This is a genomic window from Paracidovorax anthurii (assembly GCF_003269065.1).
GTDB classification, from domain to species: domain Bacteria; phylum Pseudomonadota; class Gammaproteobacteria; order Burkholderiales; family Burkholderiaceae_C; genus Paracidovorax; species Paracidovorax anthurii.
Genome location: NZ_QLTA01000052.1, coordinates 1 through 26,045 on the forward strand (window position 1 = coordinate 1; position 26,045 = coordinate 26,045).

A 26,045-nucleotide genomic window follows, 5' to 3' on the forward strand; every position below is an offset into this window, starting at 1 on the left:
CACTGGAAGAAGCCGAGTCCGGGATCGGAGCAGCGCAACGAAGCCATCCGGGCGTGCCAGCGTTTGGGCCGCAGCGTCTGGAAGAAGTGGAGCGGCTACCACCGGCGCAGCCTTGTCGAGACGAAGATGCACTGCTTCAAGCGACTGGGCGAACGGGTGACGGCGCGCACGTTCGAGCATCAGGTGGTGGAGTTGCATGTCCGCGTGGCCGTACTCAACCGCTTCAGCCAGATCGGTCGTCCTCAAACCGTTCTGGTGGCCGCCATGGCATAAATCCGTCTGGGGTTGGGGCTATGCCGTCTTCGAACTGATTTGTGCAACAAAGCCCAGGGGGTCCATAAAGAAGCGTGGAGCGCTGCAGGTGGATTCTGATAATTCTTGCGCGGCGGGCTTGTCCATCGTATCCCGGGCATGTTCTGGGCAGATGGCCGGCTTCCGATCGTGGTGGCTTGTCTTCGCCATGGATAAATCTGCTTTCCCGATACGCGGGAAAATGGCCGTCTTCGATGGATGGAAAAGGGCGCGCATGAATGCCCGGTGTGTTGCGCGCCGGTTCTGGAGGGCTCGGGCCTTCGCTGCGCGGCAATCGCTTGCCGCGGGGGCAGGCCGACCGCGATCCGCGCGTGGCCCGGGGTGCGGCGCCGGCCTGCGGCGAAGCCGGATCTCCCTGCCTTGATAATGCGGCTTTCGCTCCTAATTGGCTGGGCATCCCTCTTTTTGTGAATGACCCAGACCCTCGAATCCGCACAAATATGAGCAAGCACACCCATTCCTTCCAGGCCGAAGTCGCGCAGCTGCTGCACCTCGTTACCCACTCGCTCTACTCCAACCAGGAAATCTTCCTGCGCGAGCTGATCTCCAACGCCTCCGACGCCTGCGACAAGCTGCGCTTCGAGGCGCTGAACAACGCCGCGCTGTACGAGGACGCCCCCAACCTGGAGGTGCGCGTGGCCTTCGACAAGGCCGCCAAGACGCTCACCATCACCGACAACGGCATCGGCATGAGCGCGCAGGAGGCCATCGACCACCTGGGCACGATCGCCAAGAGCGGCACCAAGGACTTCATGGGCCGCCTCTCGGGCGACCAGAAGCAGACGGCCAGCGAACAGGGCCAGCTCATCGGCCAGTTCGGCGTGGGCTTCTACTCGGGCTTCATCGTCGCCGACAGGATCACCGTGGAGTCGCGCCGCGCGGGCCTCGCGCCCGAAGAGGGCGTGCGCTGGGCGAGTGCCGGCACGGGCGACTTCGAGGTCGAGACCATCACGCGCGCTCAGCGCGGCACCAGCATCATCCTGCACCTGCGCGACGATGCCGAGGAGTTCCTGAACGCCTGGAAGCTCAAGTCCGTCATCGCCAAGTATTCCGACCACATCAGCCTGCCCATCCTCATGGAGAAGGAAGAGTGGAAGGACGGCGAGAAGGAAGGCGATCCCGGCGAGATGGTCAAGACCGGCGAGTGGGAGCCGGTCAACAAGGCCAGCGCCCTCTGGACGCGGCCCAAGAAGGACATCACCGAAGAGCAGTACCGCGAGTTCTACAAGGCCATCAGCCACGACCACGAGGACCCGCTCACCTGGAGCCACAACCGCGTGGAGGGCAACACCGAGTACACGCAGCTGCTCTACATCCCCGCCAAGGCGCCGTTCGACCTCTGGAACCGCGACAAGAAGGCCGGCGTGAAGCTCTACGTGAAGCGCGTCTTCATCATGGACGACGCCGAGGCGCTGATGCCCACCTACCTGCGCTTCGTGAAGGGCGTGATCGACTCCAGCGACCTGCCGCTCAACGTGAGCCGCGAGCTGCTGCAGGAAAGCCGCGACGTGCGCGCGATCCGCGAGGGCTCCACCAAGCGCGTGCTCTCCATGCTCGAAGACCTGGCCCGGCACGACCAGCACACGGCGGGTGAGGGCGAGGGCGGCGTCACCGACGTGGTGAGCGAGGAGGACAAGGCCAAGGAAGGCCGGTACACGCAGTTCTATGCCGAGTTCGGCGCCGTGCTCAAGGAAGGCCTGGGCGAGGACTTCGGCAACCGCGAGCGCCTTGCGAAGCTGCTGCGCTTCGCCTCCACCACGGCGGACACGGTCACCGTCTCGCTGGCCGACTACAAGGCGCGCATGAAGGAGGGCCAGGAGGCCATCTACTACATCACCGCCGACACGCTGGCCGCCGCGAAGAACAGCCCGCAACTGGAGGTCTTCCGCAAGAAGGGTATCGAGGTGCTGCTCATGACCGACCGCGTGGACGAGTGGGCGCTGAACTACCTGCACGACTTCGACGGCACGCCGCTGCAGTCGGTGGCCAAGGGCGCGGTGGACTTGGGACAACTGCAGGACGAGGCCGAGAAGAAGGCGGCGGAGGAAGCCGCCGAGGCCTTCAAGCCCCTGCTCGCCAAGCTCAAGGACGCCCTGAAGGACAAGGCCGAGGACGTGCGCGTGACCACGCGCCTCGTCGATTCGCCCGCCTGCCTCGTGGTGCAGGAGCACGGCATGAGCAACCAGCTCGCCCGCCTGATGAAACAGGCCGGCCAGCAGGCCCCCGAGGCCCGGCCGGTGCTGGAGGTGAACCCCGAGCATGCGCTGGTCCGCAAGCTCGACGGCAGCGTGCACTTCCACGACCTGGCCCACATCCTCTTCGACCAGGCCCTGCTGGCCGAGGGCGGCCTGCCGGAAGACCCGGCCGCGTACGTGAAGCGCGTGAACGCCTTGCTGGCCTGACGGCGCGCACCGCGCCCGATTCGGGAACCCAGGCCGCCGGGGCTTTGCCCCGGCGGCTTTTTTCATGCGGGTGATCACTCACCAGGGCGGTGCTGTCCCTGTGCGGATTGGCAATCCGGTGGTCGCTGCGTTGCATTGTCCAGGCCCGTGCACGCGGTACGGTCTGCGGCTTCGCGCCCCGTTGCCGCATCGGTGGCAGAGCCGCATTACTGCGTGGGCAACCTGTCGGGGCGGTCCAGCAGGCCGGCGCACTGCGCGCATCGCAGGTAATGGCCTGGCTCCTGCTCCTGTCCCCGGACAATCGGTGTCAGCAGGGCGGTGCCCGCATCGTTGGCGATGCCCAGGCGGATCGTGCGGCCGTCCTTGAAGGTGACTTTTGCCTCGGTGTAGCAATCGCCCGTCAGGAAGTGATCCTGCAAGTAGCCGCGCCGGCTGATGGGCCGTGCATGGGCAAGGAACCGGCGGACATCGCGCTGCGTGAGATGCCGGGTGCCAGCGCACGAGGCTGTTTCTCCCGCCGCGCTTTCGGCGGCGGCCCGGGTGATCTGGACGGATGCCACCGTGCCAATCCGGTAGGGCTTCCGTGCTGGCTCGTCCAGATTCAAGTCCTGCGCACGGGTTACCGGAACGAGCGCGGCTGCGCAGAGCGCCGTGGCGACACATTGCTTTAGCGCCATACCGCGGTGCTCGCTTCCGTCGCGTTTTTCCGGCTCACGTCTGGATGTCGGTGAACCTCCGAGGAGTCCATCCGGAGCGTGCTGACCAATTCGTTGATGAGCCATCGCAAGGAGTCGTTCTGTGCTGTCGTGACGGGTTCGTAAACCGATTTCTCTCCCAGGAAGGCGTCCTGCTGGTTCTTGCTCAATCCCGCGGGCATCTTGACGTTGGGAGGAAGCGAGGAGATACCCACTATTTCGATGCCGATCGAGTCGATGTTGCTGGGATATCTGACCGGAACGGCCTTGGTCATTTCGATGGCGTTCATGCGTTCGATCAGGCTGCCTTGCGGGAAGTCTTTTGATTTCTGAAAGGCGGCGGCTGTGCATCGGTGCTCGGCAAGGCAGCGTGCTTTCAGCGGACCCACATGGTTGGTTCGATGATTGACCGAGGCTGTCTGATAAATGGTGCCGTTTTTTGCGATGAGAAAGTGCGCGCCGTTGCCTCCTGCCTTGTAGCTCGCAAAAACGCTTTGCTCGTTGGCCGATCCGGTCTGGTGCACGACGACGCCGGTGATGGTCTTCATCATCGAGCGCTCGATCATGGTGAATCGGCGTGGTTGTACTCGGGGTGCCGTCACCATGCCTTGCGGATCGATATGCAGCATATTCGTGTGCGTGCCTGTATTTGGGAACAGTGGACTGTTGGCACATTCCCTCCTGACTGTGCCGAGCGGCCCATCATATGGATTGGGGTTTTTGAGTGGGTGACCGATTGTTGCCAGCGCTTCCGTGAACAGTCCGCGGCTGGAGGGCCGGGCATCGAGGCGCTGCTGATGGCCAGCCGCTGCGGTGGATGGCCAAGGGCGCGGTGGGTCTGGGAGCGCTCAAGAACGCCCTGAAGGAAAAAGCCCGCGAGACATGTCATCGATTTGTCATTTGGTCATCTATAGGTGTTTCATATTGTTGCGGTAGCATTGCCGTCCAAAAAAACACCGATAGCGACGGCCTGTGCGTCTGGGCCGTTCCGGCCGTCCGGCTCCGCGCCGGGCACCGTGGAGACAGAGTCCACCCAGCCGCCGTTCGCCGCGAAAGAAAAATCCCATGTCCTGGTTCCATCGACAGAACATCGCTGTCAAGCTGCTGCTTTCCTTCCTCACCGTCCTGCTGCTCACCACCGGCCTGGGCGTGTTCTCGCTGGTCCAGATGGACCGCGTGAACCAGTCGGCCACCGAGGCCTCGGTGAAATGGCTGCCGGCCATCCGCACGGTCATCACGCTGGAGAAGGCGCTGGCGCGCGTGCGCTCCACCGAGTTCCAGCACATGCTGGCCGACGCGGCCGGCAAGGCCTCGCTGGAGAAGGCCCTGCAGGAGCGCTATGCCGAGTTCGATCAGCTGCAGTCCGAGTTCGAGGCGCTGGACCTCACCCCCGAGGAGCGCGCGACCTTCGCGCAGCTGCGCCGCACGCTCGCCGCCTTCCTGGCCGAGAACCGCAAGATCATCGCCCTCTCGCGCGAGGGGCATACCGACGAGGCCCTGGCCCTGACCCGGGGCGAATCCCTCAAGGCCTACCGCGCCGTGGACGGCCACTTCGCCGCGCTGCGCAAAGCCAGCGTCGAAGGCGGCGACGCGGCCGACCGGCGCGCGGATGCGGTGTACGACGCCTCGCGCGGCTGGATCCTGGCGCTGCTGGCCGCGAGCATCGCCATCGGCACGCTGCTGGCGGTCTTCATCGCGCGCGCCGTGTCGCGCCCGCTCACCGAGGCCGCGCACCTGGCGCGCCGGGTGGCCGACAGCGACCTCACGGCGCAGGTCCATCTGCGCGCGGGCGGCGAGGTCGGCCAGCTGCTGCGGGCGCTCGACGAGATGACGGGCAGCCTCTCGCGCGTGGTGGGCGATGTGCGCGGCAGCGTGGGCGTCATCAGCGGCGCGGCGCGCGAGATCGCCAACGGCAATGCCGACCTGTCGAGCCGCACCGAGTCGCAGGCGTCCAGCCTGCAGCAGACGGCCGCCTCCATCGAGCAGCTCACCGCCACCGTGCGCCAGAACGCCGACAACGCGCGGCAGGCGAACCAGCTCGTGGGCCAGGCATCGGCGCATGCGCAGCAGGGCGGCGCGGTGGTGGGCCAGGTGGTCTCGACCATGGGCGCCATCCAGGGCAGCTCGCGCCGCATCGCGGACATCACGGGCGTGATCGACTCCATCGCGTTCCAGACCAACATCCTGGCGCTGAACGCGGCGGTGGAGGCGGCGCGCGCGGGCGAGCAGGGCCGGGGCTTCGCGGTGGTGGCGGCCGAGGTGCGCAGCCTGGCGCAGCGCTCAGCCTCCGCGGCCAAGGAGATCAAGGAGCTGATCGCCGATTCGTCCCTCAAGGTGGATGGCGGCGTGGCCCTGGTCGAGCAGGCGGGGGCCACCATGGAGGACATCGTGGCCTCGGTGCGGCAGGTGGCCGAGATCATGTCCGGCATCACGGCCGCCAGCCAGGAGCAGCGCACCGGCATCGAGGAGGTGAACCGCGCCGTCACCGAGATGGACGCCATCACGCAGCAGAACGCCGCGTTGGTGGAGGAGGCCGCCGCCGCCACGCAGAGCCTGCAGCAGCAGGCGCAGGCGCTGGAGCGCGCGGTGCAGGTGTTCCGCCTGCGCGACGGCGGCGCCCGGCCGGGGCCCACCGCTTCGCTGGCGCCGATGGCGCCCCGGGCGCTGCTGGCCTGAGGCTGAGGCGGGTGAGGCGGGCAGGGCGGCGCGCGGTAAGTATCCGGAAAGCCCGCGCGCGCGACGATGCGGCCCTGAGAACGTGAACACGTTCTGACGGACCGGGGCGCAGGGCCACGGTCTCCCGCCACGAGTCCACAGGAGCCTGTCATGCCCGACCCCCACCACGCCGTTCCCGACGCCGCCCCGCGGCAGCCATCGCCGCCGCCCCACGCCCTGCCCGCCGCGCGGGCCTTGCTGCTCTGCGCGGCGGTGCTGGGCGCGGGGTGCGCGTCCGGCTCCCGGCCCGATCCGCTGGAGCCCGTCAACCGCAAGATGTTCGCCTTCAACGAGGGCGTGGACAAGGTGGTGCTCAAGCCCGTGGCGACGGCCTACAAGGCGGCCGTGCCTCCGGTCGCGCAGACGGGCATCTCCAACTTCCTGTCCAACCTGCAGGAGCCCTGGTCGTCCGCCAACCTGGTGTTCCAGGGGCAGGTGCGCGAGGGGGCGGCGAACTTCGCGCGCTTCGGCACGAACACCACGGTCGGGCTCCTCGGGTTCGTGGACGTGGCCAGCGGCTGGGGCATGCCCCAGCGCGGCGCGGAGGATTTCGGGCTGACGCTGGACACCTGGGGGCTGGGGACCGGCGCCTACGTGGTGCTGCCCGTCTTCGGGGCGTCCAACGTGCGCGATCTCCTGGCCTCGCCCATCGACAGCGTCGGGCGCCCCGGTTCGTATGTGGACAGCGTGTCGGCGCGCAACACCCTGACCGTGGTCCAGGCGGTCAGCCAGCGCGCCCGCCACCTTGAAGCGGGCGAACTCGTCGATCAGGCGGCGCTGGACAAATACGCCTTCATGCGGGACGCGCATTTCAAGCGGCGCAACCGCCCGGGGCCGCAGGAGGATGCCGCCCGGGCCGGAATGCTGCCGCCGGAGTGACGTGGCCACGGGGCGCGGGCGGCGGCCCGGATAATATGCGGCGGTCCCACCACTTCCCTCCGCGGAGCTTCCGCCGCCATGCTGCGCTTTTTCCTGATCTTCCTCACGCTGCAGTTGTCGATGTTCGGCATCAACATGCTGGGCTGGGTGCAGCAGCACCTGGTCTTGCCCTGGACGGCGATGCTCGCGCGCATCTGCGCGGCGCTGGTCACCTGGTTCGACAGCTCGGCCGCGGCCTCGGGCAAGGTGCTCTGGAACCACACCACGGGCTTCGGCGTCTCGATCGAGGCGGGCTGCAACGGCATCGAGGCCTGCATCGTGCTCTTCGCGGCGGTGATGGCCTTCCCCTCCACGTGGCGCCACAAGCTGATCGGGATCGCGGCGGGCTTCGTGGCCGTGCAGGCGCTCAACATCGTGCGCGTCATCAGCCTGTTCTACCTGGGGCAGTGGAACACCGCCGTGTTCAACTTCGCGCACGAGTATCTGTGGCAGGCCCTCATCATGGTGGACGTGCTCATCGTCTGGCTGCTGTGGGTGCGCGCGGGCAGCAGCGCGCAGGCGCCGCGCCCGCCCGATGAGCCGCCGGCCGCGCCCCCCGCGGCGGCCCTGGCCTGAGCCGCGATCCGCGATGCGCCGCGCCGCCAGCCTGAAGGTCTTCGTCATCGGCCTCTTCGCGGGGGTCATCCTGCTCACGCTCGCCTGGACGCGCGTGTCGACCTGGACCTCGTACCCCGCCGGCATGCTGGCCGCGGCGGCCCTGGAGCGCACCGCGCCGGGCTGGGTGCGCGAGGCGCGGCTCGCCCCCGGCCACCTGGAGGTGGACACCTCCGTGGCCATCGCCACGCCGCAGACCGGCATGCGGCTGGCCGAGATCACCGTCGAGTCCGATCCGGGCCGCTACGCCTACGGCCTGCCGATCTTCCTGGCCCTGCTGCTGGCCGCGCGCGGGCCCGGCCGCACGGCGCGGGCGCTGGCGGGCTATGCGCTGCTCGTGCCGCTGCAGGCCTTCAGCCTCGCCATGCACCTGCTCATGCAACTGCTGCTGGCCGCCCAGCTCGACGTGCGGGCGCTGCGCGTGGAGCAGTGGCAGATGGAGGCGCTGGTCTATGGCTACCAGGTGGGTGCGCTGGTCCTGCCCACGCTGGCGCCGATGGTGATCTGGCTCTGGCTCGACCGGCAGTTCGTGAACGAGGTGGTGATCGAGGCGTGGCGCCGCTCGCTGCCGGTGCGGGCCGCGGCGCCCGTGGCCGCCGCGCCGGTGCCGGTGCCGGCGCCGTCGCCGGTCATCGCGCAGGGCGCCTCCGGTGAGCCTGCCGGCGCCGGCCCGCAGGCGCCGTCCCCCGCCGGGCCCCGGGTCGGTGGCGTGGCGGTGTCGAAGGACGCCTCCGCCGCGCTGCCGCCGCGCCCGCCCGGGCGGCGCTGAGGTCCCGGGGGCGTTGAGGTCCGGGGCGCCCGGCCCGTGAACGCGCGGCCCGGCGTGGCGTGCGCGAAACACCCGACACGGCCATGCCGCCGGGCGCTGCCAGAATGCCGGCCCATGTCCACGCTCGCCCTGCTTTTCTCCTTCCCGCCGCGCGCCTTCCGCGCGGCCGCCCTGGCCGCTGCCGCGCTGTCCGTCCTGGCCCCGCCGGCCCATGCCGCGGCCGATGACCCCGCCGCGGATTCCGGGGAGCCGCCCCGCTGGGCCGTGCACGCGCAGAGCACCTACATCTGGCAGCGCAAGCCCGCCTTCGACGCGGCCTACACCGGCCCCAACAGCCTCGTGACCGAACGCGAGCGCTCGTACTCGTTCACCGCCACGGCCGATCTGGCGCTGCGGGCCTGGGAGGGGGCGCAGTGGCACTTCAACCCCGAGGCCGCGCAGGGCCTGCCGCTGTCGCACCTCTCGGGCGCCGGGGGGCTGTCCAACGGCGAGCTGGCGCGCTCCTCGGGGACGCGGCTCAAGGTGTACCGCGCGCGGTTCTTCCTGCTGCAGCGCTGGAACGCGGGCGGCGAGACCGAGCGCATCGAGCCCGATTTCAACGAGATGGGCGGCACCGCCACCGCGCGCCGCTGGACGCTGGTGGCGGGCAATGTGTCGCTGCTGGATTACTTCGACAACAACCCCTACGCGAAGGACCCGCGCGAGCAGTTCTTCAACTGGTCCTTCCTCACGCCGGGCGCGTGGGACTACGCGGCCGACGCGCGCGGCTATACCTGGAGCGGCATCCTGGAGTACCGCACGCCGCAATGGGCGGTGCGGGCCGGGCGGGCGCTGCAGCCGCGCGAATCGAACGGGCAGGCGCTCGACCGCGCATGGCAGCGCCACTACGGCGACCAGGTCGAGGCCGAGTCCGACCTGCCCGTGGCCCTGCCCGCCGGCCCCCTGCGCGGGCGGGTGCTGCTGTTTCGCAACCGCGCGGTGATGGGGGCCTTCAGCGATGCGCTCGACCGCGCGCGCGCCACCGGCGGCGCACCTTCCGTGGCGGACGTGCGGCGCCTGCAGACCAAGGCCGGCTGGGCGCTGACGCTGGAGGCGCCGCTGGGCGAGGATGCCGGCGTGTTCCTGCGCGCGAGCCGCGCCGGCGGGCGCCAGGAGACCTATGCCTTCACCGAGATCGACCGGCAGGTTTCCGTGGGCGGGCAGTGGAGCGGCCGCGCCTGGGGCCGCCCGGCCGACCGCGTGGGCGCCGCGCTGGCCGTCAACAGCCTGTCGGCCAGCCACCGCGACTACCTGGCCGCTGGCGGCCAGGGGGCCTTCCTGGGCGACGGCGCGCTGCGCTACGGCAGCGAGCGTGTGTGGGAGGCCTACTACCGCCTCGCCCTGCCGGCCGTGGAGACGGCCGCCGGCCCGCTGCAGTCCTCCGTCTCGCTGGGCGTGCAGCGCATCGCCAACCCGGGCTACAACCGCGACCGGGGCCCGGTGGACGTGTATTCGGCGCGGATGCACGTGGAGTTCTGACCCGGGGTTCCGGCCCGGGTGGCGGCGCTCACGCCGCCAGCGGCTCCTCCTGCATCGCCTCGATCTGTTCGCGCAGCATGTCCACCTGCCCGCGCCAGTAGTCGCTGCTGCCGAACCAGGGGAAGTTGATCGGGAAGATCGGGTCGCTCCAGCGCCGCGCGAGCCAGGCGCTGTAGTGGATCAGGCGCAGGGTGCGCAGCGGCTCGATCAGCGCCAGCTCGCGCCGGTCGAAGGGGCGGAACTGCTCGTAGCCGTCCAGCAGGGCCGAGAGCTGCAGCGTGCGCTGGCGGCGGTCGCCCGAGAGCAGCATCCACAGGTCCTGCACCGCCGGGCCGGTGCGCGCGTCGTCCAGGTCCACGAAGTGCGGGCCGCCGCCGGGCAGGTCGGTGGGGGTCCAGAGCACGTTGCCGGGGTGGCAGTCGCCGTGCAGGCGCAGCGTGGCGGCCTGGTGCAGGCCGAATCGGCCGGGTGTCGCCGAGTTTGCTGTGTTTTCTGCTATTAATTGAATAGCGTCGTCGCAGGCGGCGCGCCAAGCGGACTGCTGGTCCAGCGGGATCAGGTGCCCGGCCAGCAGCGCGTCGCGGGGTTCGATGGCGAAGGCGCGCGCGTCCAGCGCCGGGCGGTGCTCGAAGGGCCGCGCCGCGCCCACGGCATGGATGCGCGCGAGGAAGCGCCCGGTCCATTCCAGCACCTCGAAGTCGTCCAGCTCGGGCGTGCGCCCGCCGCGCCAGGGGCTCACCGAGAACGCGAAGCCCGCGTGCGCGTGCAGCGTGCGGCCCTCCAGCGCAATGGGCGCCACCACGGGCACCTCGGCGGCGGCCAGCTCGGCCGAGAAGGCGTGCTCCTCCAGGATCTGCGCCTCGCTCCAGCGCCCGGGCCGGTAGAACTTGGCCACCACGCGGGAGCCGTCCTCCAGGCGGGCCTGGTACACGCGGTTCTCGTACGAGCCCAGGGCCATGAGGCGGCCGTCGCCGTGCAGGCCCACGGCCGCGAGCGCGTCCAGCACGAGGTCGGGGGTGAGGAGGGCGTAGGGGTGGAGGTCGTCAGGCGCAGGAGGCGCCTGGGGAGGGAGCGGGGATTCCATGCCCGGGATTGTCGCCGGGGGGCGGGGGCTCCGGGCCCTCGGGCGCCTGCTGCGGCTTGACCAGGATCACCGTGCAGGGCGCATCGCGCACCACGCGCAGCGGGATGGTGTCGATGAAGCGCTGCAGCGGCACGCCGTGCGTGGCCGCGCCCAGGATCATCACGCCCACGCGGTTGCCGGCGGCGTAGCGCACCAGGGCCTGGGCCACGTCGCCCGATTCGAGCACGTGGAAGCTCGCGCCGTGGCCCGAGAGGTCCAGCCCCGCCGCCCACTGGCGCAGCCGCACGAGGTGGCGGCGCTGCAGCGTGGTCTCGCTGCGCGCGCTGTCGGTGGCGCTGCTGTTCGAGGGCGAGACCACGGTCACGCAGGCCAGCCGCGCGCCGGGGCGGATGCCCAGCGAGCGCGCGGCGGCTTCCCGCAGCGACTGCAGCGTGGCGTCGGCCGCGTCCTCGCCGGGGATGGCCACCATCAGGATGGGCGCGGCCTCGATGAGCCGCGCGGGCAGCGGGCTGGGCTGGTAGTGCATGCCGGCCGCGCGCAGCCAGCGGCGCAGGTGGGCGCGCACGCCCGGGCCGCGCAGCCGGTGGGCACGCTCGGTGAGGGGGATCTGCCCGGGGTCGGCGAGGTCGAAGGCCAGGTGCGCGGCCGAGGGGTAGCGCTGCGCGGCCTCGGGCTCCAGGCAGCGCAGGATCGCCTCCTGCAGCCAGGGCGGCAGGTCGGGCCGGTGCTGGCGCGGCGGGCGCGGCGTCATCCACAGGCGCTGGCGCAGGCCGCCGCGCGTGGCGGGGGCGCCGAAGGGCAGCTCGCCCGTGGCCAGCTCGTAGAGCATCACGCCGATCGCGAACACGTCGCTGCGCAGGTCGCCGCGCACGCCCACCACCTGCTCGGGTGCGATCCAGGCGGGCGAGCCCACGGCCTCGCGCATCTCCTCGGCCAGCAGGTCGGGGTAGTGCGCGTGGAACGAGAGCCCGAAATCCAGCAGCACCGCGCCGCCGTCCGGGCGCAGCAGCACGTTGGCGGGTTTCAGGTCGAGGTGGCACACGTTCTGCTGGTGCAGGCTATGCGCAGCGTGCGCCATGGCCGCGCCCAGCCGCGCGATGGTGTCGGCATCGGGCCGCTCGCCCCGGTCCAGCAGGTGCTGCAGCGTGTCGCCCTCGATGTACTCCATCACGAGGCAGGGCAGCCGCGCGAGGTCGCCCGCGGCCACGAAGCGCGGCACGTGCGGGCCGTGCAGCGCGGGCAGGATCTGCAGCTCGATCTCGAAGCCCACGATGTTCTCGGCGCCGTCGCCCGCCGTCATGCGCGGCACCTTCATCACCAGCGGAAAGCCGGGGTCGCGCGCCGGGTCGGCGCAGGTCACGCGGTAGATGTGGGCCATGCCGCCCGCGTGCAGGCATTCGTGCACGGTGAATCCGTCCACCAGGGTGCCGGGCGTGAGCAGCTTCATGGGGCGGGCGCGGGGGTCAGCGCCCTTCCTCCAGCCGGTCGGCGAAGAAGGCGGGCAGGCCGGCCGCGCGCACGGCGGCGGCGGCGGCGGCGTGGTCGTAGGGCACGCGGTGGAAGGTGACCGTGGCGGCCTCGTCGTCGAACAGCGCGTACATGGCGCGCACGTCGCGGTCGCGCGGCTGGCCCACCGAGCCCGCCACGGCCAGCCACTGGCGGTGCGGCGGCACGGGCACCGGCACGCCCGGCTGCGGCGTGAAGCGCATCAGCTTGGCGGTGGGCGTGAGGAAGTAGAGCGCCTGCTCGTGCACGTGGCCGCAGAACACGTAGCGGATCGCCGGGTCGAGGGCGCTCGCGGCCGACATGCTGCGCTCGGCCGCGCCGGAGTCGTGCACGTAGTGCCACTGCTCCGGGCCGTCCACGCTGGCGTGCACCAGCAGCGTGGACGCGCCCAGGCGGCGCATGAGCGGCAGGCCAGCGAGGAATTCGCGGTGGCGCGGCGCGAGCTGCCCGTGCGTCCACCGCGTGCTCTGCTCGCCCAGGAGCCCGGATTCGGGCGGCGGCTCCACGGCCGCCGCGTCGTGGTTGCCCAGCACGCACGGCGCGCCCTGCGCCGCGAGGTCCATGACCGCCTCCACCACGGCCACCGGGTCCGCGCCGTAGCCCACCAGGTCGCCCAGCAGCGCGAACTGCTCGGCGCCCTGGGCGCGCGCATGCGCCAGGCAGGCGTCCAGGGCCTGGCGGTTGGCATGGATGTCGGACAGCAGGGCGAGCTTCATGGTGGGCGCGGCGGGGGCGTGGAAGGGGGTGGAGGGGCCGGGGCAAACCGGGCGGCGGGGCGATGCCACCCGGGATGATGGCCCCACCCGGCTGCCGTGGGTGCGCGCGGGGCGCAAAAAAGGCGCAATCGCCGCCCGGCCGGCGGCGTGCCGCCCCATGGGCTGGGTGGCGAGTTGCTATGTTTTATATAGCAAACAATGAAGCAGACACGGCGACATGGAGGCCGGAACATCCAGAAATCGGCCGAAAGGGGGTGGAAGGGGCTGGGAACGGCCCTGGGGTGCAGGCAAAAAAGCCCACTCCGGGAGCGCGCGGAAGGCGTGCCCCGGGGTGGGCCGGTGTGGCGGTGCGTGGCCGGGGCCGCGTCAGGCCAGCGTGATCGTCACGTCGATGTTGCCGCGCGTGGCGTTGGAGTAGGGGCAGACGCGGTGGGCGGCGTCCACCAGTTGCTGGGCCTGGGCGCGGTCCAGGCCGGGCAGGTGCACGGTCAGGCGCGCGGCGATGCCGTAGGCGTCGGGGATGGTGCCCAGGTCCACCTCGGCGTCCACCGACACGTCCTGCGGCACGGCGATCTTCAGGTTGCCGCCCACGGCCTTCAGGGCGCCGATGAAGCAGGCGGAATAGCCGGCGGCGAAGAGCTGCTCGGGGTTGGTGCCGGTGCCGCTGGTGCCGGGCGAGGACAGCTTCACGTCCAGGCGGCCGTCGTCGGTGCGGGAGGCGCCATCGCGGCCGCCGGTGGTGTGGGCGCGGGCGGTGTAGAGGACTTTGGTGAGCTGGGTCATGTCGTGGACTCCTGGGGTTGTGCCCCGTCGGGGGCGGTGGGGTGGATGGGAAAAGGGAGGCGGTTCAGCCCGCGCCGGCCTCGGGCGGCGGATCGGCGAGCCGGTCGCGCAGCAGGGCGAGTTGCTGCGTGAGGGCCGCGAGCTCGGGCAGCGTGCACTGCGTGCTCTGCAGCACGCAGCCTGGAATGCGCTCGGCCCGGGCGCGCAGGGCCCGGCCGGCGGGCGTGAGGTGGATGCGCACGCGGCGCTCGTCCTCGGCGTCCCGCGCGCGGGTGAGGTGGCCGGCGGCCTCCAGGCGCTTGAGCAGCGGCGTGAGCGTGCCGGAATCGAGGAACAGGCGCTCGCCCAGCTCCGAGACGGTGGCGCCGTCGCGCTCCCACAGCGCCAGCATGGCCACGTACTGCGGGTACGTGAGGCCGATGGCGTCGAGCAGCGGCTTGTAGAGCTTGGTCATCGCCAGCGACGCGGAATAGAGCGCGAAGCAGACCTGGTTGTCGAGCAGCAGCGCGGCCGTGCTCGGGATCTGTGCGGGCGTGGTGGCGGTGGGCATGGGTTGAATTATTGTCAGCAATAAAATTGTGTGCAATTGAAATGCGTAATCACATGCCAAAGAAAGGGTTATGCGCCCGGCGCGCACCCGGATTCCCTTCCGCGGCCCATGGCGCCAGCGCTCTCCGAAACCGGCACGGCCTCACCCATCCATCAGAAGGCCGCGGAGCAGGCCACGCCAGTGGCCGCCGCGCAAGGGCCGCCCCGCGGCGCTGGCGGCGGCCCCTTCCCGAAGGAGAGGGGGCTGAAGGCCGCGGCTCCGAGCCTGCCTGCGGCTCCTGAAGAGCTGCCGCCTCTGGCGGCTGCACCGAGGCGCGAAGCGCCACAGGGGGTTGTCAGTAAGAGTAAACCCCGCGCCCCGTCTTGCGCCCCAGGCGGCCGGCGGCCACCATTTCCTTGAGCAGCGGGCAGGGGCGGTACTTGCCGTCGCCGAACTCCTCCAGATAGACGTTCATCACCGCCAGGCACACGTCCAGGCCGATCATGTCGGCCAGCGCCAGCGGGCCGATGGGCTGGTTGCAGCCGAGCTTCATGCCCGCGTCGATGTCCTCGGCCGTGGCGAGGCCCTCGGCCAGCACGAAGAAGGCCTCGTTGATCATCGGCACCAGGATGCGGTTGACCACGAAGCCCGGCGCGTTCTTCACCGTGATGGGGCTCTTGCCCAGGCGCTCGGCCAGCGCCTTCACGGCGTCGTGCGTGGCGTCGCTGGTCTGCAGGCCGCGGATGATCTCCACCAGCGCCATCATCGGCACCGGGTTGAAGAAGTGCATGCCGATGAAGCGGTCGGGCCGCGAGGTGGCGGCGGCCAGCTGCGTGATGGAGATGGACGAGGTGTTGGAGGCGATGATCACCTCCGGCGCGGCGAGCGCGTCCACCTGCTTCAGGATCTTCACCTTCAGGTCGTGGTTCTCGGTGGCCGCCTCGATGACGAGCTGCGCGGCCTTCAGGTCGTCGTAGCTCGTCGAGGTCTTGATGCGCGCCAGCGCCGCGTCCTTGTCGGCGGCGGTGATCTTTTCCTTCTTGATGAGCCGGTCCAGGCTGCCCGCCACGGTGGCGAGGCCTTTTTGCACGGCCGCGTCGGAGATGTCCACCATCACCGCGTCGATGCCGGCCACCGCGCAGGCCTGCGCGATGCCGTTGCCCATGGTGCCCGCGCCGATGATGCCGACGGTCTTGATCGTCATGAAAAACCTCCTGGAAAAGTAAAGGAAAACCGCGCCGGAAAGTGTGGCTGGCGCGATCGTATCGGGTCGGCGCGGCCCGCCGCGCTCATCCGGGGCGCACCGCCGTGGCGGCCGCCTCGCCATGGCGGCGCGTGGCCTGCGCCAGCGTCTCCGGCAGCGCCTGCGCGAGATGGTCGATGAACGCCCGCACGGCCGGCACGACCCCCTTGCGCGACGGGTACACGGCGTGGAGCTGGTGCGTGGGCAACTGGTGGTCTTCCAGCAGCACCCGCAGGCGGCCCTCGGCGATGTCGTCGGCGCACACGTGGAGCGGCAACTGGGCGATGCCCGATCCGGCCAGCGCGGCCTGGTGCAGGAGGTGCACGTCGTCGCTCACCAGCAGCGGCGTGAACTCCACGTCGGTCCAGGCGCTGCCGGGGGGCTGGATTCGCCAGCGCGGGGCCGTGCCGTTGGCATCCCGCGGCCCCACGCCGGGCGCTCCGGCCAGCGAAGCCAGCGTGTCGAACGGCCCCCGTTCCGCCAGCAGCGAAGGGGCCGCGGCCAGGATCTGGGGGCTGGCGCCCAGCATCCGCACCACCAGATCCGAGTCGTCCAGCGCGGAGCGGATCCGCAGCGCCACGTCGTAGCCGTCGGCGATGACATCCACCCGCCGGCTGGTCAGGTCCAGGTCCACCTGCACCCCGGGGTGCGCCTTCAGGAAGGCGGGCAGCAGCGGCGCCAGGAACATGTGCGCCACGCCCACCGGGCTGCTCACCCGGATGCGGCCCGAGGGCCGGTCGGTGGCGCGCTCGGCCACGTCGAAGGCCGCCTGCGCGGCCTGGGTGACCGCTTCGCAGTGCTTGAAGAACGCCGCGCCCACCTCGGTCACGCTCACGGCCCGCGTCGAGCGCTGCAGCAGGCGCACGCCCAGGCGCTGCTCCATCTCGGCGATGCGCCGACTCACCTTCGACTTCGGCAGCCCGAGCGCGCGCGCGGCCGCCGAGAAGCTGCCATGCGCCACCACGGCCGCGTACAGGCCCAGATCGTTCAGGTCCTGCATGGACACATCTCCCGGAAAGCAAGAGAACAAGGGAAAACGAGGCTGGCCATTCTATGGATAGGACAAAGCGTCCTGCGAGGGGCTTCTAGCGGGACGATGCGGGAATCCCTACCGTATTGGTCATCCCTCCACCACCGGACCACGACCCATGCAAATCCTCCATCTCGACTCCAGCGTTCTCGGCGAAGCCTCCGTATCGCGCAACCTGACCCGGCACATCGTGGAAGCGCTCGTGCGCGAGCAGCCCTCGGCGCGGATCGTGTACCGGGATCTGGCCGAGGACGCCATCCCCCACCTCACCGGCCCCATCGCGGCCGGTTTCCGATCGCAAGGTCCGCAGGAATTCGCCGCCGCCGTGCGGGACGAGCATGCGCGTTCCAGCACGCTGGTCGAAGAGCTGCTCGCGAGCGATGTGATCGTGCTCGGCGCGCCCATGTACAACTTCTCGGTGCCCACGCAGCTCAAGGCGTGGATCGATCGCGTCACGCAGCCGGGCCGCACCTTCCGCTACACCGAGACGGGCCCCATCGGGCTGACCCAGGGCAAGCGCGTCATCGTCGCGTCCACCCGCGGCGGCATGTATTCCGAGCCCGCGCTGCAGCACATGGACTACCAGGAGGACTACCTGCGGACCCTCTTCAATTTCATGGGCATCGTCGATGTCCGGATCGTGCGCGCCGAGCGCCTCTCCCGCGGCCCCGAGATCCGCAGCCAAGCCGTCGAGGCCGCCCGGGACCAGGCCCCGGCGCTGGCCCAGTGGGCACTGGCCGCCTGAAACCGTCCTCTTTCTCCTTCCCGCTTTCTCCCTCCACCGGAAACCCACCCATGCTCTACGCCGTCACCCTCACCTATATCCGCCCCCTGGAAGAAATCGACGCCCATCTCGACTCCCACCGGGACTGGCTCGTCCAGCACGCCGGCCTGGGCCACATCCTGGTGGCCGGCCCGCTGGAGCCGAAGATCGGCGGCATGGTCATCATGCATTGCGACAGCCGTGCCGACGTGGACCGGATACTGGCCCTGGACTCGTTCCACATCCACCGGCTGGCCGATTACGACGTCCGGCCGTTCGACCCGGTGTTGCGCGCGGCGGCGTTTCCCGCCGAATGGGCACCGCGGAGCAAGGCCGTATGAGCGCCGCGCGCGGGCCTGGCGGCCGCCTCCGCCGGTGGGCCGCCGCAGCGCTCGTCCTGGGGGCCACCCTGGCGCATGCCGGTGATGCCGGGGGCATCCGCGACATCGTGCTGGTGCATGGCGCGTTCACGGATGGGTCGTCGTGGTCGCCGGTGATCCGCGCCTTGCAGCACAAGGGCTACCGCGTCGCCGCGGTGCAGAACCCGCTGACCTCCCTGGCCGACGACGTCGCCGCCACGCGCCGCGTGGTGCGGCGGCAGAAAGGCCCCGTCCTGCTCGTGGGGCACTCCTGGGGCGGGGTCGTCGTCTCGGAGGCCGGCACCGAAGAGTCCGTGAAGGGCATCGTCTATCTGTCCGCGCTGGTGCCGGACGCGGGCGAATCCGTGGCGGGCCTGCTTGCGCGCATGCGGGCGCCGATGGAGGGCCTGGTGCCCGACCAGGACGGCCTCGTCTGGCTGGACGACCCGCACGTGTACCAGCGCCTGATGGCCGGGGATGTTCCCCGGGCGACGGTGCAGGCGCTGGCCGCGGTCCAGCAGCCCATGTCCGCCCGGGCCTTCCAGGAGCCGCTGACGCTGGCGGCCTGGCGCATCCGGCCCACGTGGTACCTGGTGACGGAGCAGGACCATGCGCTGGCCCCTGGCGTGCAGCGGGCGATCGCGCGCCACATCGGCGCGCGCGTCTCCTCGCTGCCGTCGAGCCACCTGTCCCTGGTGTCGCATCCCCAGGCCGTGGCCGACCTGATCGACCGGGCCGCGCGCGCTGCAGGGCGCTAGCCCGGCCCGGGGGCGGGACGCCGCGCCCCGGACGCGGGCGCCTATGATGGCGGCGCCCGCCCCGATCACCGTTCACTGCCTTGCGCGGCGCGCAACGGGCCGGCTTTGCGCGCCGCCGTACCTCTCCTACACCGCCATGCCCATCACCCTCGGCACCCCCCTCTCGCCCTCCGCCACCAAAGTCATGCTCCTCGGCTCCGGCGAGCTGGGCAAGGAAGTGCTCATCGCCCTGCAGCGCCTGGGCGTGGAAACCATCGCCGTGGACCGCTACGACCACGCCCCTGGCCAGCAGGTGGCGCACCACGCGCGCACCATCGCCATGAGCGACCCGGCCCAGCTCAAGGCCCTCGTCGAGGCCGAGCGCCCGCACTTCGTCGTGCCCGAGATCGAGGCCATCGCCACGCCCATGCTCGAAGAGCTGGAGGCCGCCGGCACCGTGCGCGTGATCCCCACGGCCCGCGCCGCGCGCCTCACCATGGACCGCGAGGGCATCCGCCGCCTCGCCGCCGAAACCCTGGGCCTGCCCACCAGCCCCTACCGCTTCTGCGATTCGCTCGCGGAACTGCAGGCCGCGATCGACGGCGGCATCGGCTACCCCTGCATCGTCAAGCCCGTGATGAGCAGCTCCGGCAAGGGCCAGAGCAAGATCGACGGCCCCGCCGACGTGCAAAAAGCCTGGGACTACGCCATGGCCGGCGGCCGCGTGAGCCACGGCCGCGTGATCGTCGAGGGCTTCATCGACTTCGAATACGAGATCACCCTGCTCACCGTGCGCGCGCTCGGCGAGGGCGGCGAGGTCGAGACGCACTTCTGCGAGCCCATCGGCCACGTGCAGGTGAGCGGCGACTACGTGGAAAGCTGGCAGCCCCAGCCCATGCGCTCCGCCGCGCTGGAGCGCGCCCGCGCCATCGCCCGGGCCGTCACCGACAACCTCGGCGGCCAGGGCCTCTTCGGCGTGGAGCTGTTCGTGAAGGGCGACGAGGTGTGGTTCAGCGAAGTGAGCCCGCGCCCGCACGACACGGGCCTGGTCACGCTGGCCACGCAGGTGCAGAGCGAATTCGAGCTGCACGCGCGCGCCATCCTGGGCCTGCCCGTGAACACCGCGCTGCGCAGCCCCGGCGCCAGCGCCGTGATCTACGGCGGCATGGACGCGCAGGGCATCGCCTTCGATGGCGTCGATGAGGCGCTGCGCGTGCCGGGCACCGACCTGCGCCTCTTCGGCAAGCCCGAGAGCTTCGCCAAGCGCCGCATGGGCGTGGCCCTGGCCTTCGCCGACAGCGTGGACGTGGCGCGCGAGCGGGCCAAGCTCGCGGCCGGCAAGGTCAGGCCGCGCAAGGCGTGAACCGGCCCCGGTGCCCTGCCGGCCTTCAGCGCTTCGGGGCCACCACGTTCACCGGGTGGCCGGCCGCGAAGGCCTCGACGTTGTCGATCAACTGATCGGCCAGGGCCTGGATGGCCTCGGCGCTGGCCCAGGCCACGTGGGGTGTGAGCAGGAAGTCGGGCCGGTCCAGCAGGGCCATGAACGGATGGTCCGGCGGTGGCGGCTCCACGCTGGTGACGTCGAAGGCGGCGCCGCCGATCTGCCCCGCGTCGAGCGCGGCGGCCACAGCGCCCTCGTCCACCAGCCCTCCGCGCGCCGTGTTGATCAGCAGGGGGCGGCGCTCCATCCGCGCGAATTCGGGGGCCGAGATCATGTTCCGCGTGCCGTCGTTGAGCGGGCAGTGCAGCGTCAGGATGTCCGACTGGCGCAGCGTTTCCTCGAACGGGGTGTAGAGGGCGCCTTGCCCGGTGCGGCCCTTGTGCCCCGACATCAGCACGCGCATGCCCAGCGCACGGCCCATGGCGGCCACCGACCGGCCCAGGGCGCCGTCGCCGACGATGCCCAGCGTGGAACCCGCCAGGTCCCGGATGGGGTGGTCGAAGAAGCAGAACTGGCCCGCCTGCTGCCAGCGCCCCGCGCGCACGGCATCGCGGTAGGCGCAGATGCTGCGCCGCAGCGCGAAGATCAGCGCGAACGTGTGTTCCGGCACCGTGTGCGTGGCGTAGTTGCGCACGTTGCTGACCACGATGCCCCGGGCCTGGCAGGCCGCCAGGTCGATGTTGTCGGTGCCCGTCGCGGCCACGGCGATCAGGCGCAGGCGCGGGGCCCGGGCCAGCGCATCCGCGGTGAGCCGGACCTTGTTGACGATCGCCACGTCCGCGTCGCGCAGGCGGTCCGCCACCTCGGCCGGCAGGGTGCGGGGGTGCTCCACCCACTGGTGATCGAATGCGGGACGGCGCACGCGCGTCTGCGGGGAAATCGTCTCGCGGTCGAGGAATACGATCTTCATGGCGCGTCTCCTCGCTTCACTCCGCCAGCAGGCGGCGGGCTTCGCGGACCACGGCCTCCGGCGTGATGCCGAACAGCCGGTACAGGGCGTCCGCCGGGCCGGAGGCGCCGAAGCCGGTCATGCCCACGAATCCGCCCCGCTCGCCCAGGTAGGCGTCCCAGCCCAGGCGGCAGGCCGCCTCGACGGCCACGCGCACGCCCGTGCCCAGCACCTGGCGGCGGTAGGCGGCCTCTTGCTGCTCGAACAGCTCCCAGCAGGGCAGGGAGACGACGGCCGTGCCGGTGCCCTGCTGCTCCAGCGTGTCGCGCGCCGCCAGCGCCAGCGCCACTTCGGAGCCGGTGGCCAGCAGCGTGACCTGCCGCGGGCCGCAGGCCGCCTCGCGCAGCACGTAGCCGCCGTGCGCGCTCAGGTTCTCCGGCGTGTGCGTTGCGCGCACCAGGGGCAGGTTCTGCCGCGCGAAAACCAGGCTCACGGGGCCCGTGGCATGGGCCATGGCGACCTCCCAGCATTCCGCCGCCTCCACGGGGTCGGCGGGGCGCATCACGAGCATGTTGGGCATGGCGCGCAGCGAGGCCAGGATCTCCACCGGCTGGTGGGTCGGCCCGTTCCTGCCGATGCCGATGGAGTCGTGGCTGAACACGAACTTGACCGGCAGGCCCATGAGCGCGGCCATGCGCATGGCGGGGCGTTCGTAGTCCGAGAACGCGAGGTAGGTGACCGAGAGCGGCACGATGCCGCCGTGCGCGGCCATGCCGTTGGCCATGGCGCCCATGAGGTGTTCGCGCACGCCGCAGTGCACGTAGGCGCCCGAGCGGTCCGCGGCGGTGAATGCGGCCAGGCGGCGCTTGTGGCCCGTGGGGGCCTCCAGGTCGGCGCAGCCGACCATGCGCTCGGGCACGACCGGCGCGAGCAGGTCGTTGATCTCGGCCGAGATCAGGATGCCGCCGGTCTCCTGGGGCGAGGCCACCGCGCGCTGCTTGTAATCCAGCAGCACCTGCTGCCAGCCTGCGGGCAGCTCGCCGTTCATGGTGCGCTGGAACTCCGCGCGCCCGGCCGCGGGCAGGTCGTCCAGGCGGCGCTGCCATGCGGCGCGTTCCGCCGCGCCGCGCCGGCCGGCGTCCCGCCATGCGCCCAGCACGTCGGCGGGAATGTCGAAGGTGCCGTGCGGCCAGTCCAGCAACTGGCGGGCCTCCTGGGCGTCCTGCGCGTAGAGCCGCGCGCTGTGGCCGCCCCGCTGGCCCTGCAGGCGCGGAATGCCCCGGGCGATGGTGGTGCGGCAGGCGATGAGGGAGGGGCGCCCGTCCCTGCGCGCCAGCGCCAGTGCCGCGGACACCGCCTCGATGTCGTGCCCGTCCACCTCGACCACGTGCCATTGCGCGACCCGGAAGCGCTCGGCCACGTCCTCGCTGATGGAGAGGTCGGTGCTGCCGTCGTCGGTGATGCGGTTGTCGTCCCACAGCAGCACCAGCTTGCCCAGGCGCAGGTGGCCGGCCAGGGAGATCATCTCCTGGCCGATGCCCTCCTGCAGGCAGCCGTCGCCCACGAAGGCATAGGTGAAATGGTCCACGAGGCCGCCGCCGAAGCGGGCGTTGAGGTAGGCCTCGGCCACGGCCATGCCGAAGGCGTTGGCGATGCCCTGGCCCAGCGGGCCCGTGGTGACCTCGATGCCGTGGGCCGGCTGGCGCTCGGGGTGGCCCTCGCAGTGCGAGCCCAGCTCACGGAAGCGCTGGATCTGGTCGAGGGGGATGTGCTCGTAGCCGCTCAGGTGCAGCAGGGCGTAGAGCAGCATCGAGCCGTGCCCGTTCGAGAGCACCACGCGGTCGCGGTCCCACCATTGCGGGGCGGCCGCATCGAATTTCAGGTGCCGCGTGTACAGGGCGGTGGCGATCTCCGCCATGCCCAGGGGCACGCCCTGGTGCCCCTCGCCCGCGCGGACGATGGCGTCGATGGAAAGAAAGCGGATGGCGTGCGCCAGGGGCTGTAGCGGGTGTGCGCTCATGGTGTCTGCGCGCCGCCCGCCGGGCGCGCGCGCCTGTCTCCTGTGTGGGTTGAATCGAACGGACGCGATTCTTGGGGGCCCCACAGGTTGAGGACAAGCGACGAATATTCAGCGGTGGATGAATGCCGTTCATGCACTGCCGGGCGCGTGCGGCGGCGCACCCGCCGGCCGGGCCTCTTCGCGGACCCAGTCGAGGAATTTCTTCACTTCCGGCCGGGCGGCATGGCGCGCGGGGTACACGAGGAAGTGCGCCTGCACTTCCAGGCTCATCTCGTCGCCGAACACGGGCTGCAGCCGGCCGCTGGCGATGTGCGCCTGCCCGAGGCTGGCGCTCTCCAAGGCCACGCCCAGCGACTGGACGGCCGCATCCAGGCTCATCATGGCCCGGTCGAACTTCAGGGCGATGCGGTCCGGGCGGTGCGCGGGCTCGAAGCGGGCGAACCATTCCGGCCACTGCGCGACGTTGACCATGGACTGGATCAGCGGCGCCTGCAGCAGATCCTGCGGCGTATGCAGCGCGTGCCGGCGGATGAATTCGGGGCTGGCCAGCGGCAGCACCTTCTCCGAGAAAACGGGCTCGACCTCCAGGTGCGGCCAGGCCGGCAGTCCGTAGCGGATGTCGAGATCGACGAGGCCGAGCTGGAAGTCCGAGTGCAGGTGCGAGGCCGACAGCACCAGGGAGATCCCGGGGTGGCACCGGGCGAAGCGCGCGATGCGCGGCATGAGCCACAGGGACGCGAAGCTGGGGCTGCAGTGCAGGTACAGCGTGTCCTGCACGCCATGGCGCAGGTCTTCCGTCGCGGTGTTGATGGCGCCGAGCGCGTTGCCCACGCGCTGCAGGTAGCTCTGCCCGGCGGGGGTCAGAGCCACACCGCGGGAAGACCGCTCGAAAAGCCGCACGCCGAGCAGGTTCTCCAGCTTGGCCAGCTGGTGGCTGATGGCCGAGGGCGTGAGGTGCAGTTCATTGGCCGCCAGCGAAAAGCTCCGTCGCCGGGCGACGGCCTCGAAGGCCTGGAGGGCGCTGAGCGGTGGAATCACAGTGGATGAACTTTGTTCACATATTGCGGTGCAACATGAATGAATTTGAATCGATGGTGAGTTTATATCGTTTGAGCCACCCCCCGGCGCATCCCAGAATCCGGCCACTCGCAACGCAGTTCACACACAGACAAGGAGACATGCATGCTGCTCAAGGACAAAGTGGCCGTCATCACCGGCGGCGCAGGAATCAACGGGCTGGGATTCGCCACCGCCCGCATGATGGCGGAGCAGGGGGCCAGGGTGGTCATCCTGGACCTGGAAGCCGCCGATCCGCAGGCCGCCGCCGCGCGGCTGGGCGCAGGCCACATGGGCCTGGTGGCCAACGTGACCGACAAGGGCTCCTGCGAGGCCGCGGCGGCGGCCATCCAGGCGCGCTACGGCCGCATCGACATCCTGGTCAACAACGCCGGCGTGACCCAGCCCGCGAAGTTCCTCGACATCACGGGCGCCGACTACGACCGCGTCCTGGACGTGAGCCTGCGCGGCACGCTCTATGCCTCGCAGGCGGTGCTGCCCCTCATGCAGGCGCAGCAAAGCGGCGCCATCGTCTGCATCTCCTCCGTCTCGGCACAGCGCGGCGGCGGCATCCTGGGCGGGCCGCACTATTCGGCCGCCAAGGCCGGGGTGCTGGGGCTGGCGCGCGCCATGGCCCGTGAATACGGGGGCAGCAACATCCGCGTCAACTGCGTGACGCCGGGCCTCATCGCCACCGACATCAACAAGGGCAAGATTCCCGAGGACAAGCGCCAGGGCATCCTGGACGGCATCCCGCTGGCGCGCATCGGCGAGCCCGCCGACGTGGCTGGCTGCGTCGTGTTCCTGGCGAGCGACCTGGCCAGGTACTGCACGGGCGTCACGCTCGACGTGAACGGGGGCATGCTGATCCATTGACTCCCCGCCCCCTCGCGCATTCCTGAGAACACCACCACAACGGAGACAAGACAATGCGATCCATCCCCCTTCTTCGCCGCACGCTGCTGGCCGCCGTCCTCGCGGCGGGCGCATCGCTGGCCTCGGCCCAGGCCGTCAAGCTCACGCTGGCCCACGGCAACCCGCCCGACAACCCGCGGCACCTGGCGGCGCTCAAGTTCGCCGAGACGGTCAAGGCCCGGACCGACGGCCGCGTGGAGATCCAGGTGGCCCATTCCGCGCAGCTCGGCGACGATGCCGCGATGGTGACGGGCCTGCGCTCGGGCACGCTGGACTTCTCGGCCAACAGCCAGGGCGCCGTGGCCGCCGTGGTGCCCGAATTCGCCGCGCTGGGCATGCCCTTCCTCTTCGCCGACGTGCAGAAGGCCTGGAGCGTGATGGATGGAGCGATCGGCAAGGAGCTGGCCGACAAGACGGCGGCCAAGGGCATGATCCTGCTCGGGCTCTGGGACAACGGCGTGCGCCAGATGTCCAACAGCAAGCGCCCCATCAAGACGCCCGCCGACATGAAGGGCCTGAAGATGCGCACGCCGCCCGATGCGGTGACGGTGGACATCATGCAGGCCCTGGGCGCGGATGCCCAGCAGATCAAGTTTTCCGAGCTGTACGTGGCCCTGCAGCAGGGCGTGGTCGATGGCCAGGAGAACCCGCTGACCAACATCGCGTCGGCCAAGCTCTACGAAGTGCAGAAGTACATCTCGCTCACGGGCCACAAGTACGAGAGCACGCCCTTCCTCATGAGCAAGCGCACATGGGACCGCATGGCGCCGGCCGACCGCCAGGTGGTGGTGGAGGCCGCCGCCGAGGCGACCCAGCTGCAGCGCCAGCTCAACAAGGACATCGACGACCGGCTGGTCGCCGATCTCCAGGCCAAGGGCGTGCAGGTCGATACCGTGGACCGGGCCGCCTTCATGGAGGCGGCCAGGCCGGTGTACGCCAAGTGGCTGGCCAGCCCCATCGGCGCCTTCGTCGGCCGCGTGCAGCAGGCCGCCCGCTGATGCCTTTCCTGGGTCCGCCGGCCGGCGGGCCC

At 70.7% G+C, this 26,045-nt stretch carries 25 protein-coding genes; 13 read left to right on the forward strand and 12 right to left on the reverse strand.

All coding sequences use genetic code 11. From position 1 onward, the window contains the following. Nucleotides 1-273 (forward strand): transposase (locus tag AX018_RS19815; RefSeq protein WP_146749351.1); only part of this gene is annotated, 273 nt, incomplete at its 5' end. A gap of 479 nt (nucleotides 274-752) precedes the next feature. Continuing rightward, nucleotides 753-2,714 carry a molecular chaperone HtpG gene (gene htpG, locus AX018_RS19820; RefSeq protein ID WP_111880898.1) on the forward strand — a complete coding sequence of 654 codons (1,962 nt, stop codon included), beginning with the start codon at nucleotides 753-755 and terminating at the stop codon, nucleotides 2,712-2,714. Nucleotides 2,715-2,920: 206 nt separating this feature from the next. Here the strand turns inward: htpG and AX018_RS19825 are convergent, their stop codons facing one another. Together AX018_RS19825 and AX018_RS19830 are read right to left on the reverse strand one after the other, a co-directional pair. Continuing rightward, the gene (locus tag AX018_RS19825; RefSeq protein WP_170146304.1) at nucleotides 2,921-3,391 is read right to left on the reverse strand and encodes a hypothetical protein; all 471 of its coding nucleotides are present in this window, start codon (nucleotides 3,389-3,391) and stop codon (nucleotides 2,921-2,923) included. Then, nucleotides 3,382-4,038 (reverse strand): peptidoglycan recognition protein family protein, encoded by a 657-nt coding sequence (locus AX018_RS19830; RefSeq protein WP_111880900.1) that lies wholly within the window; start codon nucleotides 4,036-4,038, stop codon nucleotides 3,382-3,384. The genes AX018_RS19825 and AX018_RS19830 overlap by 10 nt, the downstream gene beginning before the upstream one ends. A 436-nt stretch (nucleotides 4,039-4,474) precedes the next feature. Here AX018_RS19830 and AX018_RS19835 point away from each other — a divergent pair, with 436 nt between their 5' ends. The 5 genes from AX018_RS19835 (at nucleotide 4,475) to AX018_RS19855 (ending at nucleotide 9,944) form a co-directional block, all read left to right on the forward strand. Further along, nucleotides 4,475-6,085 (forward strand): methyl-accepting chemotaxis protein, encoded by a 1,611-nt coding sequence (locus AX018_RS19835; protein WP_111880902.1) that lies wholly within the window; start codon nucleotides 4,475-4,477, stop codon nucleotides 6,083-6,085. A gap of 150 nt (nucleotides 6,086-6,235) precedes the next feature. After that, nucleotides 6,236-7,003, forward strand: coding sequence for an MlaA family lipoprotein (locus tag AX018_RS19840; protein WP_111880904.1), 768 nt, complete (start codon nucleotides 6,236-6,238; stop codon nucleotides 7,001-7,003). 78 nt (nucleotides 7,004-7,081) lie between these two features. Continuing rightward, nucleotides 7,082-7,618 carry an exosortase H gene (gene xrtH, locus AX018_RS19845; RefSeq protein ID WP_111880907.1) on the forward strand — a complete coding sequence of 179 codons (537 nt, stop codon included), beginning with the start codon at nucleotides 7,082-7,084 and terminating at the stop codon, nucleotides 7,616-7,618. A gap of 13 nt (nucleotides 7,619-7,631) precedes the next feature. After that, nucleotides 7,632-8,426, forward strand: a complete 795-nt coding sequence (locus tag AX018_RS19850; protein ID WP_111880909.1) for an exosortase H-associated membrane protein — start codon at nucleotides 7,632-7,634, stop codon at nucleotides 8,424-8,426. Nucleotides 8,427-8,540: 114 nt separating this feature from the next. After that, nucleotides 8,541-9,944: a carbohydrate porin gene (locus AX018_RS19855; protein WP_111880912.1), complete on the forward strand. Its 1,404-nt coding sequence runs from the start codon at nucleotides 8,541-8,543 to the stop codon at nucleotides 9,942-9,944. Nucleotides 9,945-9,972: 28 nt separating this feature from the next. On the opposite strand, the gene AX018_RS19860 is transcribed toward AX018_RS19855, so the two are convergent. From AX018_RS19860 to AX018_RS19890, 7 genes are all read right to left on the reverse strand, one after another. After that, nucleotides 9,973-11,028, reverse strand: a complete 1,056-nt coding sequence (locus AX018_RS19860) for a serine/threonine protein kinase (protein ID WP_111880914.1) — start codon at nucleotides 11,026-11,028, stop codon at nucleotides 9,973-9,975. Next, nucleotides 10,988-12,475: a bifunctional serine/threonine-protein kinase/universal stress protein gene (locus AX018_RS19865; RefSeq protein WP_245951721.1), complete on the reverse strand. Its 1,488-nt coding sequence runs from the start codon at nucleotides 12,473-12,475 to the stop codon at nucleotides 10,988-10,990. Before AX018_RS19865 ends, AX018_RS19860 begins: the two co-directional genes overlap by 41 nt. A 16-nt stretch (nucleotides 12,476-12,491) precedes the next feature. Further along, nucleotides 12,492-13,250 carry a metallophosphoesterase family protein gene (locus AX018_RS19870; protein WP_111880917.1) on the reverse strand — a complete coding sequence of 253 codons (759 nt, stop codon included), beginning with the start codon at nucleotides 13,248-13,250 and terminating at the stop codon, nucleotides 12,492-12,494. Nucleotides 13,251-13,616: 366 nt separating this feature from the next. After that, nucleotides 13,617-14,033, reverse strand: a complete 417-nt coding sequence (locus AX018_RS19875; protein ID WP_111880919.1) for an organic hydroperoxide resistance protein — start codon at nucleotides 14,031-14,033, stop codon at nucleotides 13,617-13,619. A 64-nt stretch (nucleotides 14,034-14,097) separates the two neighbouring features. Continuing rightward, nucleotides 14,098-14,583 carry a MarR family winged helix-turn-helix transcriptional regulator gene (locus AX018_RS19880; RefSeq protein ID WP_111880922.1) on the reverse strand — a complete coding sequence of 162 codons (486 nt, stop codon included), beginning with the start codon at nucleotides 14,581-14,583 and terminating at the stop codon, nucleotides 14,098-14,100. A 334-nt stretch (nucleotides 14,584-14,917) separates the two neighbouring features. Continuing rightward, complete coding sequence (locus AX018_RS19885; protein WP_111880925.1) at nucleotides 14,918-15,766, reverse strand: 3-hydroxybutyryl-CoA dehydrogenase; 849 nt, start codon at nucleotides 15,764-15,766, stop codon at nucleotides 14,918-14,920. A gap of 85 nt (nucleotides 15,767-15,851) precedes the next feature. After that, nucleotides 15,852-16,805 (reverse strand): LysR substrate-binding domain-containing protein, encoded by a 954-nt coding sequence (locus AX018_RS19890; RefSeq protein WP_111880927.1) that lies wholly within the window; start codon nucleotides 16,803-16,805, stop codon nucleotides 15,852-15,854. Nucleotides 16,806-16,953: 148 nt separating this feature from the next. Here AX018_RS19890 and AX018_RS19895 point away from each other — a divergent pair, with 148 nt between their 5' ends. From AX018_RS19895 to purT, 4 genes are all read left to right on the forward strand, one after another. After that, a complete protein-coding gene (locus tag AX018_RS19895) occupies nucleotides 16,954-17,580 on the forward strand; it encodes an FMN-dependent NADH-azoreductase (protein ID WP_111880930.1) in 627 nt (208 codons plus the stop codon). 50 nt (nucleotides 17,581-17,630) lie between these two features. Continuing rightward, nucleotides 17,631-17,939: a YciI family protein gene (locus AX018_RS19900; protein WP_111880932.1), complete on the forward strand. Its 309-nt coding sequence runs from the start codon at nucleotides 17,631-17,633 to the stop codon at nucleotides 17,937-17,939. Next, on the forward strand, nucleotides 17,936-18,715 hold the full coding sequence (locus tag AX018_RS19905) for an alpha/beta fold hydrolase (RefSeq protein WP_111880935.1): 780 nt from the start codon (nucleotides 17,936-17,938) through the stop codon (nucleotides 18,713-18,715). Before AX018_RS19900 ends, AX018_RS19905 begins: the two co-directional genes overlap by 4 nt. 136 nt (nucleotides 18,716-18,851) lie before the next feature. After that, a complete protein-coding gene (purT, locus tag AX018_RS19910; RefSeq protein ID WP_111880938.1) occupies nucleotides 18,852-20,057 on the forward strand; it encodes a formate-dependent phosphoribosylglycinamide formyltransferase in 1,206 nt (401 codons plus the stop codon). Between the two features lie 25 nt (nucleotides 20,058-20,082). Here the strand turns inward: purT and AX018_RS19915 are convergent, their stop codons facing one another. From AX018_RS19915 to AX018_RS19925, 3 genes are all read right to left on the reverse strand, one after another. After that, nucleotides 20,083-21,045: a D-2-hydroxyacid dehydrogenase gene (locus tag AX018_RS19915; protein ID WP_111880941.1), complete on the reverse strand. Its 963-nt coding sequence runs from the start codon at nucleotides 21,043-21,045 to the stop codon at nucleotides 20,083-20,085. A gap of 16 nt (nucleotides 21,046-21,061) precedes the next feature. Continuing rightward, nucleotides 21,062-23,044 (reverse strand): transketolase, encoded by a 1,983-nt coding sequence (gene tkt / locus AX018_RS19920; RefSeq protein ID WP_111880943.1) that lies wholly within the window; start codon nucleotides 23,042-23,044, stop codon nucleotides 21,062-21,064. 129 nt (nucleotides 23,045-23,173) lie between these two features. Continuing rightward, nucleotides 23,174-24,082 carry a LysR substrate-binding domain-containing protein gene (locus AX018_RS19925; protein ID WP_111880946.1) on the reverse strand — a complete coding sequence of 303 codons (909 nt, stop codon included), beginning with the start codon at nucleotides 24,080-24,082 and terminating at the stop codon, nucleotides 23,174-23,176. A 144-nt stretch (nucleotides 24,083-24,226) separates the two neighbouring features. Between AX018_RS19925 and AX018_RS19930 the strand changes: the two genes are divergently transcribed. Both AX018_RS19930 and AX018_RS19935 read left to right on the forward strand, forming a co-directional pair. After that, a complete protein-coding gene (locus AX018_RS19930; protein WP_111880949.1) occupies nucleotides 24,227-24,976 on the forward strand; it encodes an SDR family NAD(P)-dependent oxidoreductase in 750 nt (249 codons plus the stop codon). 53 nt (nucleotides 24,977-25,029) lie between these two features. Then, entirely contained in the window at nucleotides 25,030-26,013 is a 984-nt protein-coding gene (locus AX018_RS19935; RefSeq protein ID WP_111880952.1) for a TRAP transporter substrate-binding protein, read from the forward strand. Nucleotides 26,014-26,045 lie beyond the last annotated feature (32 nt).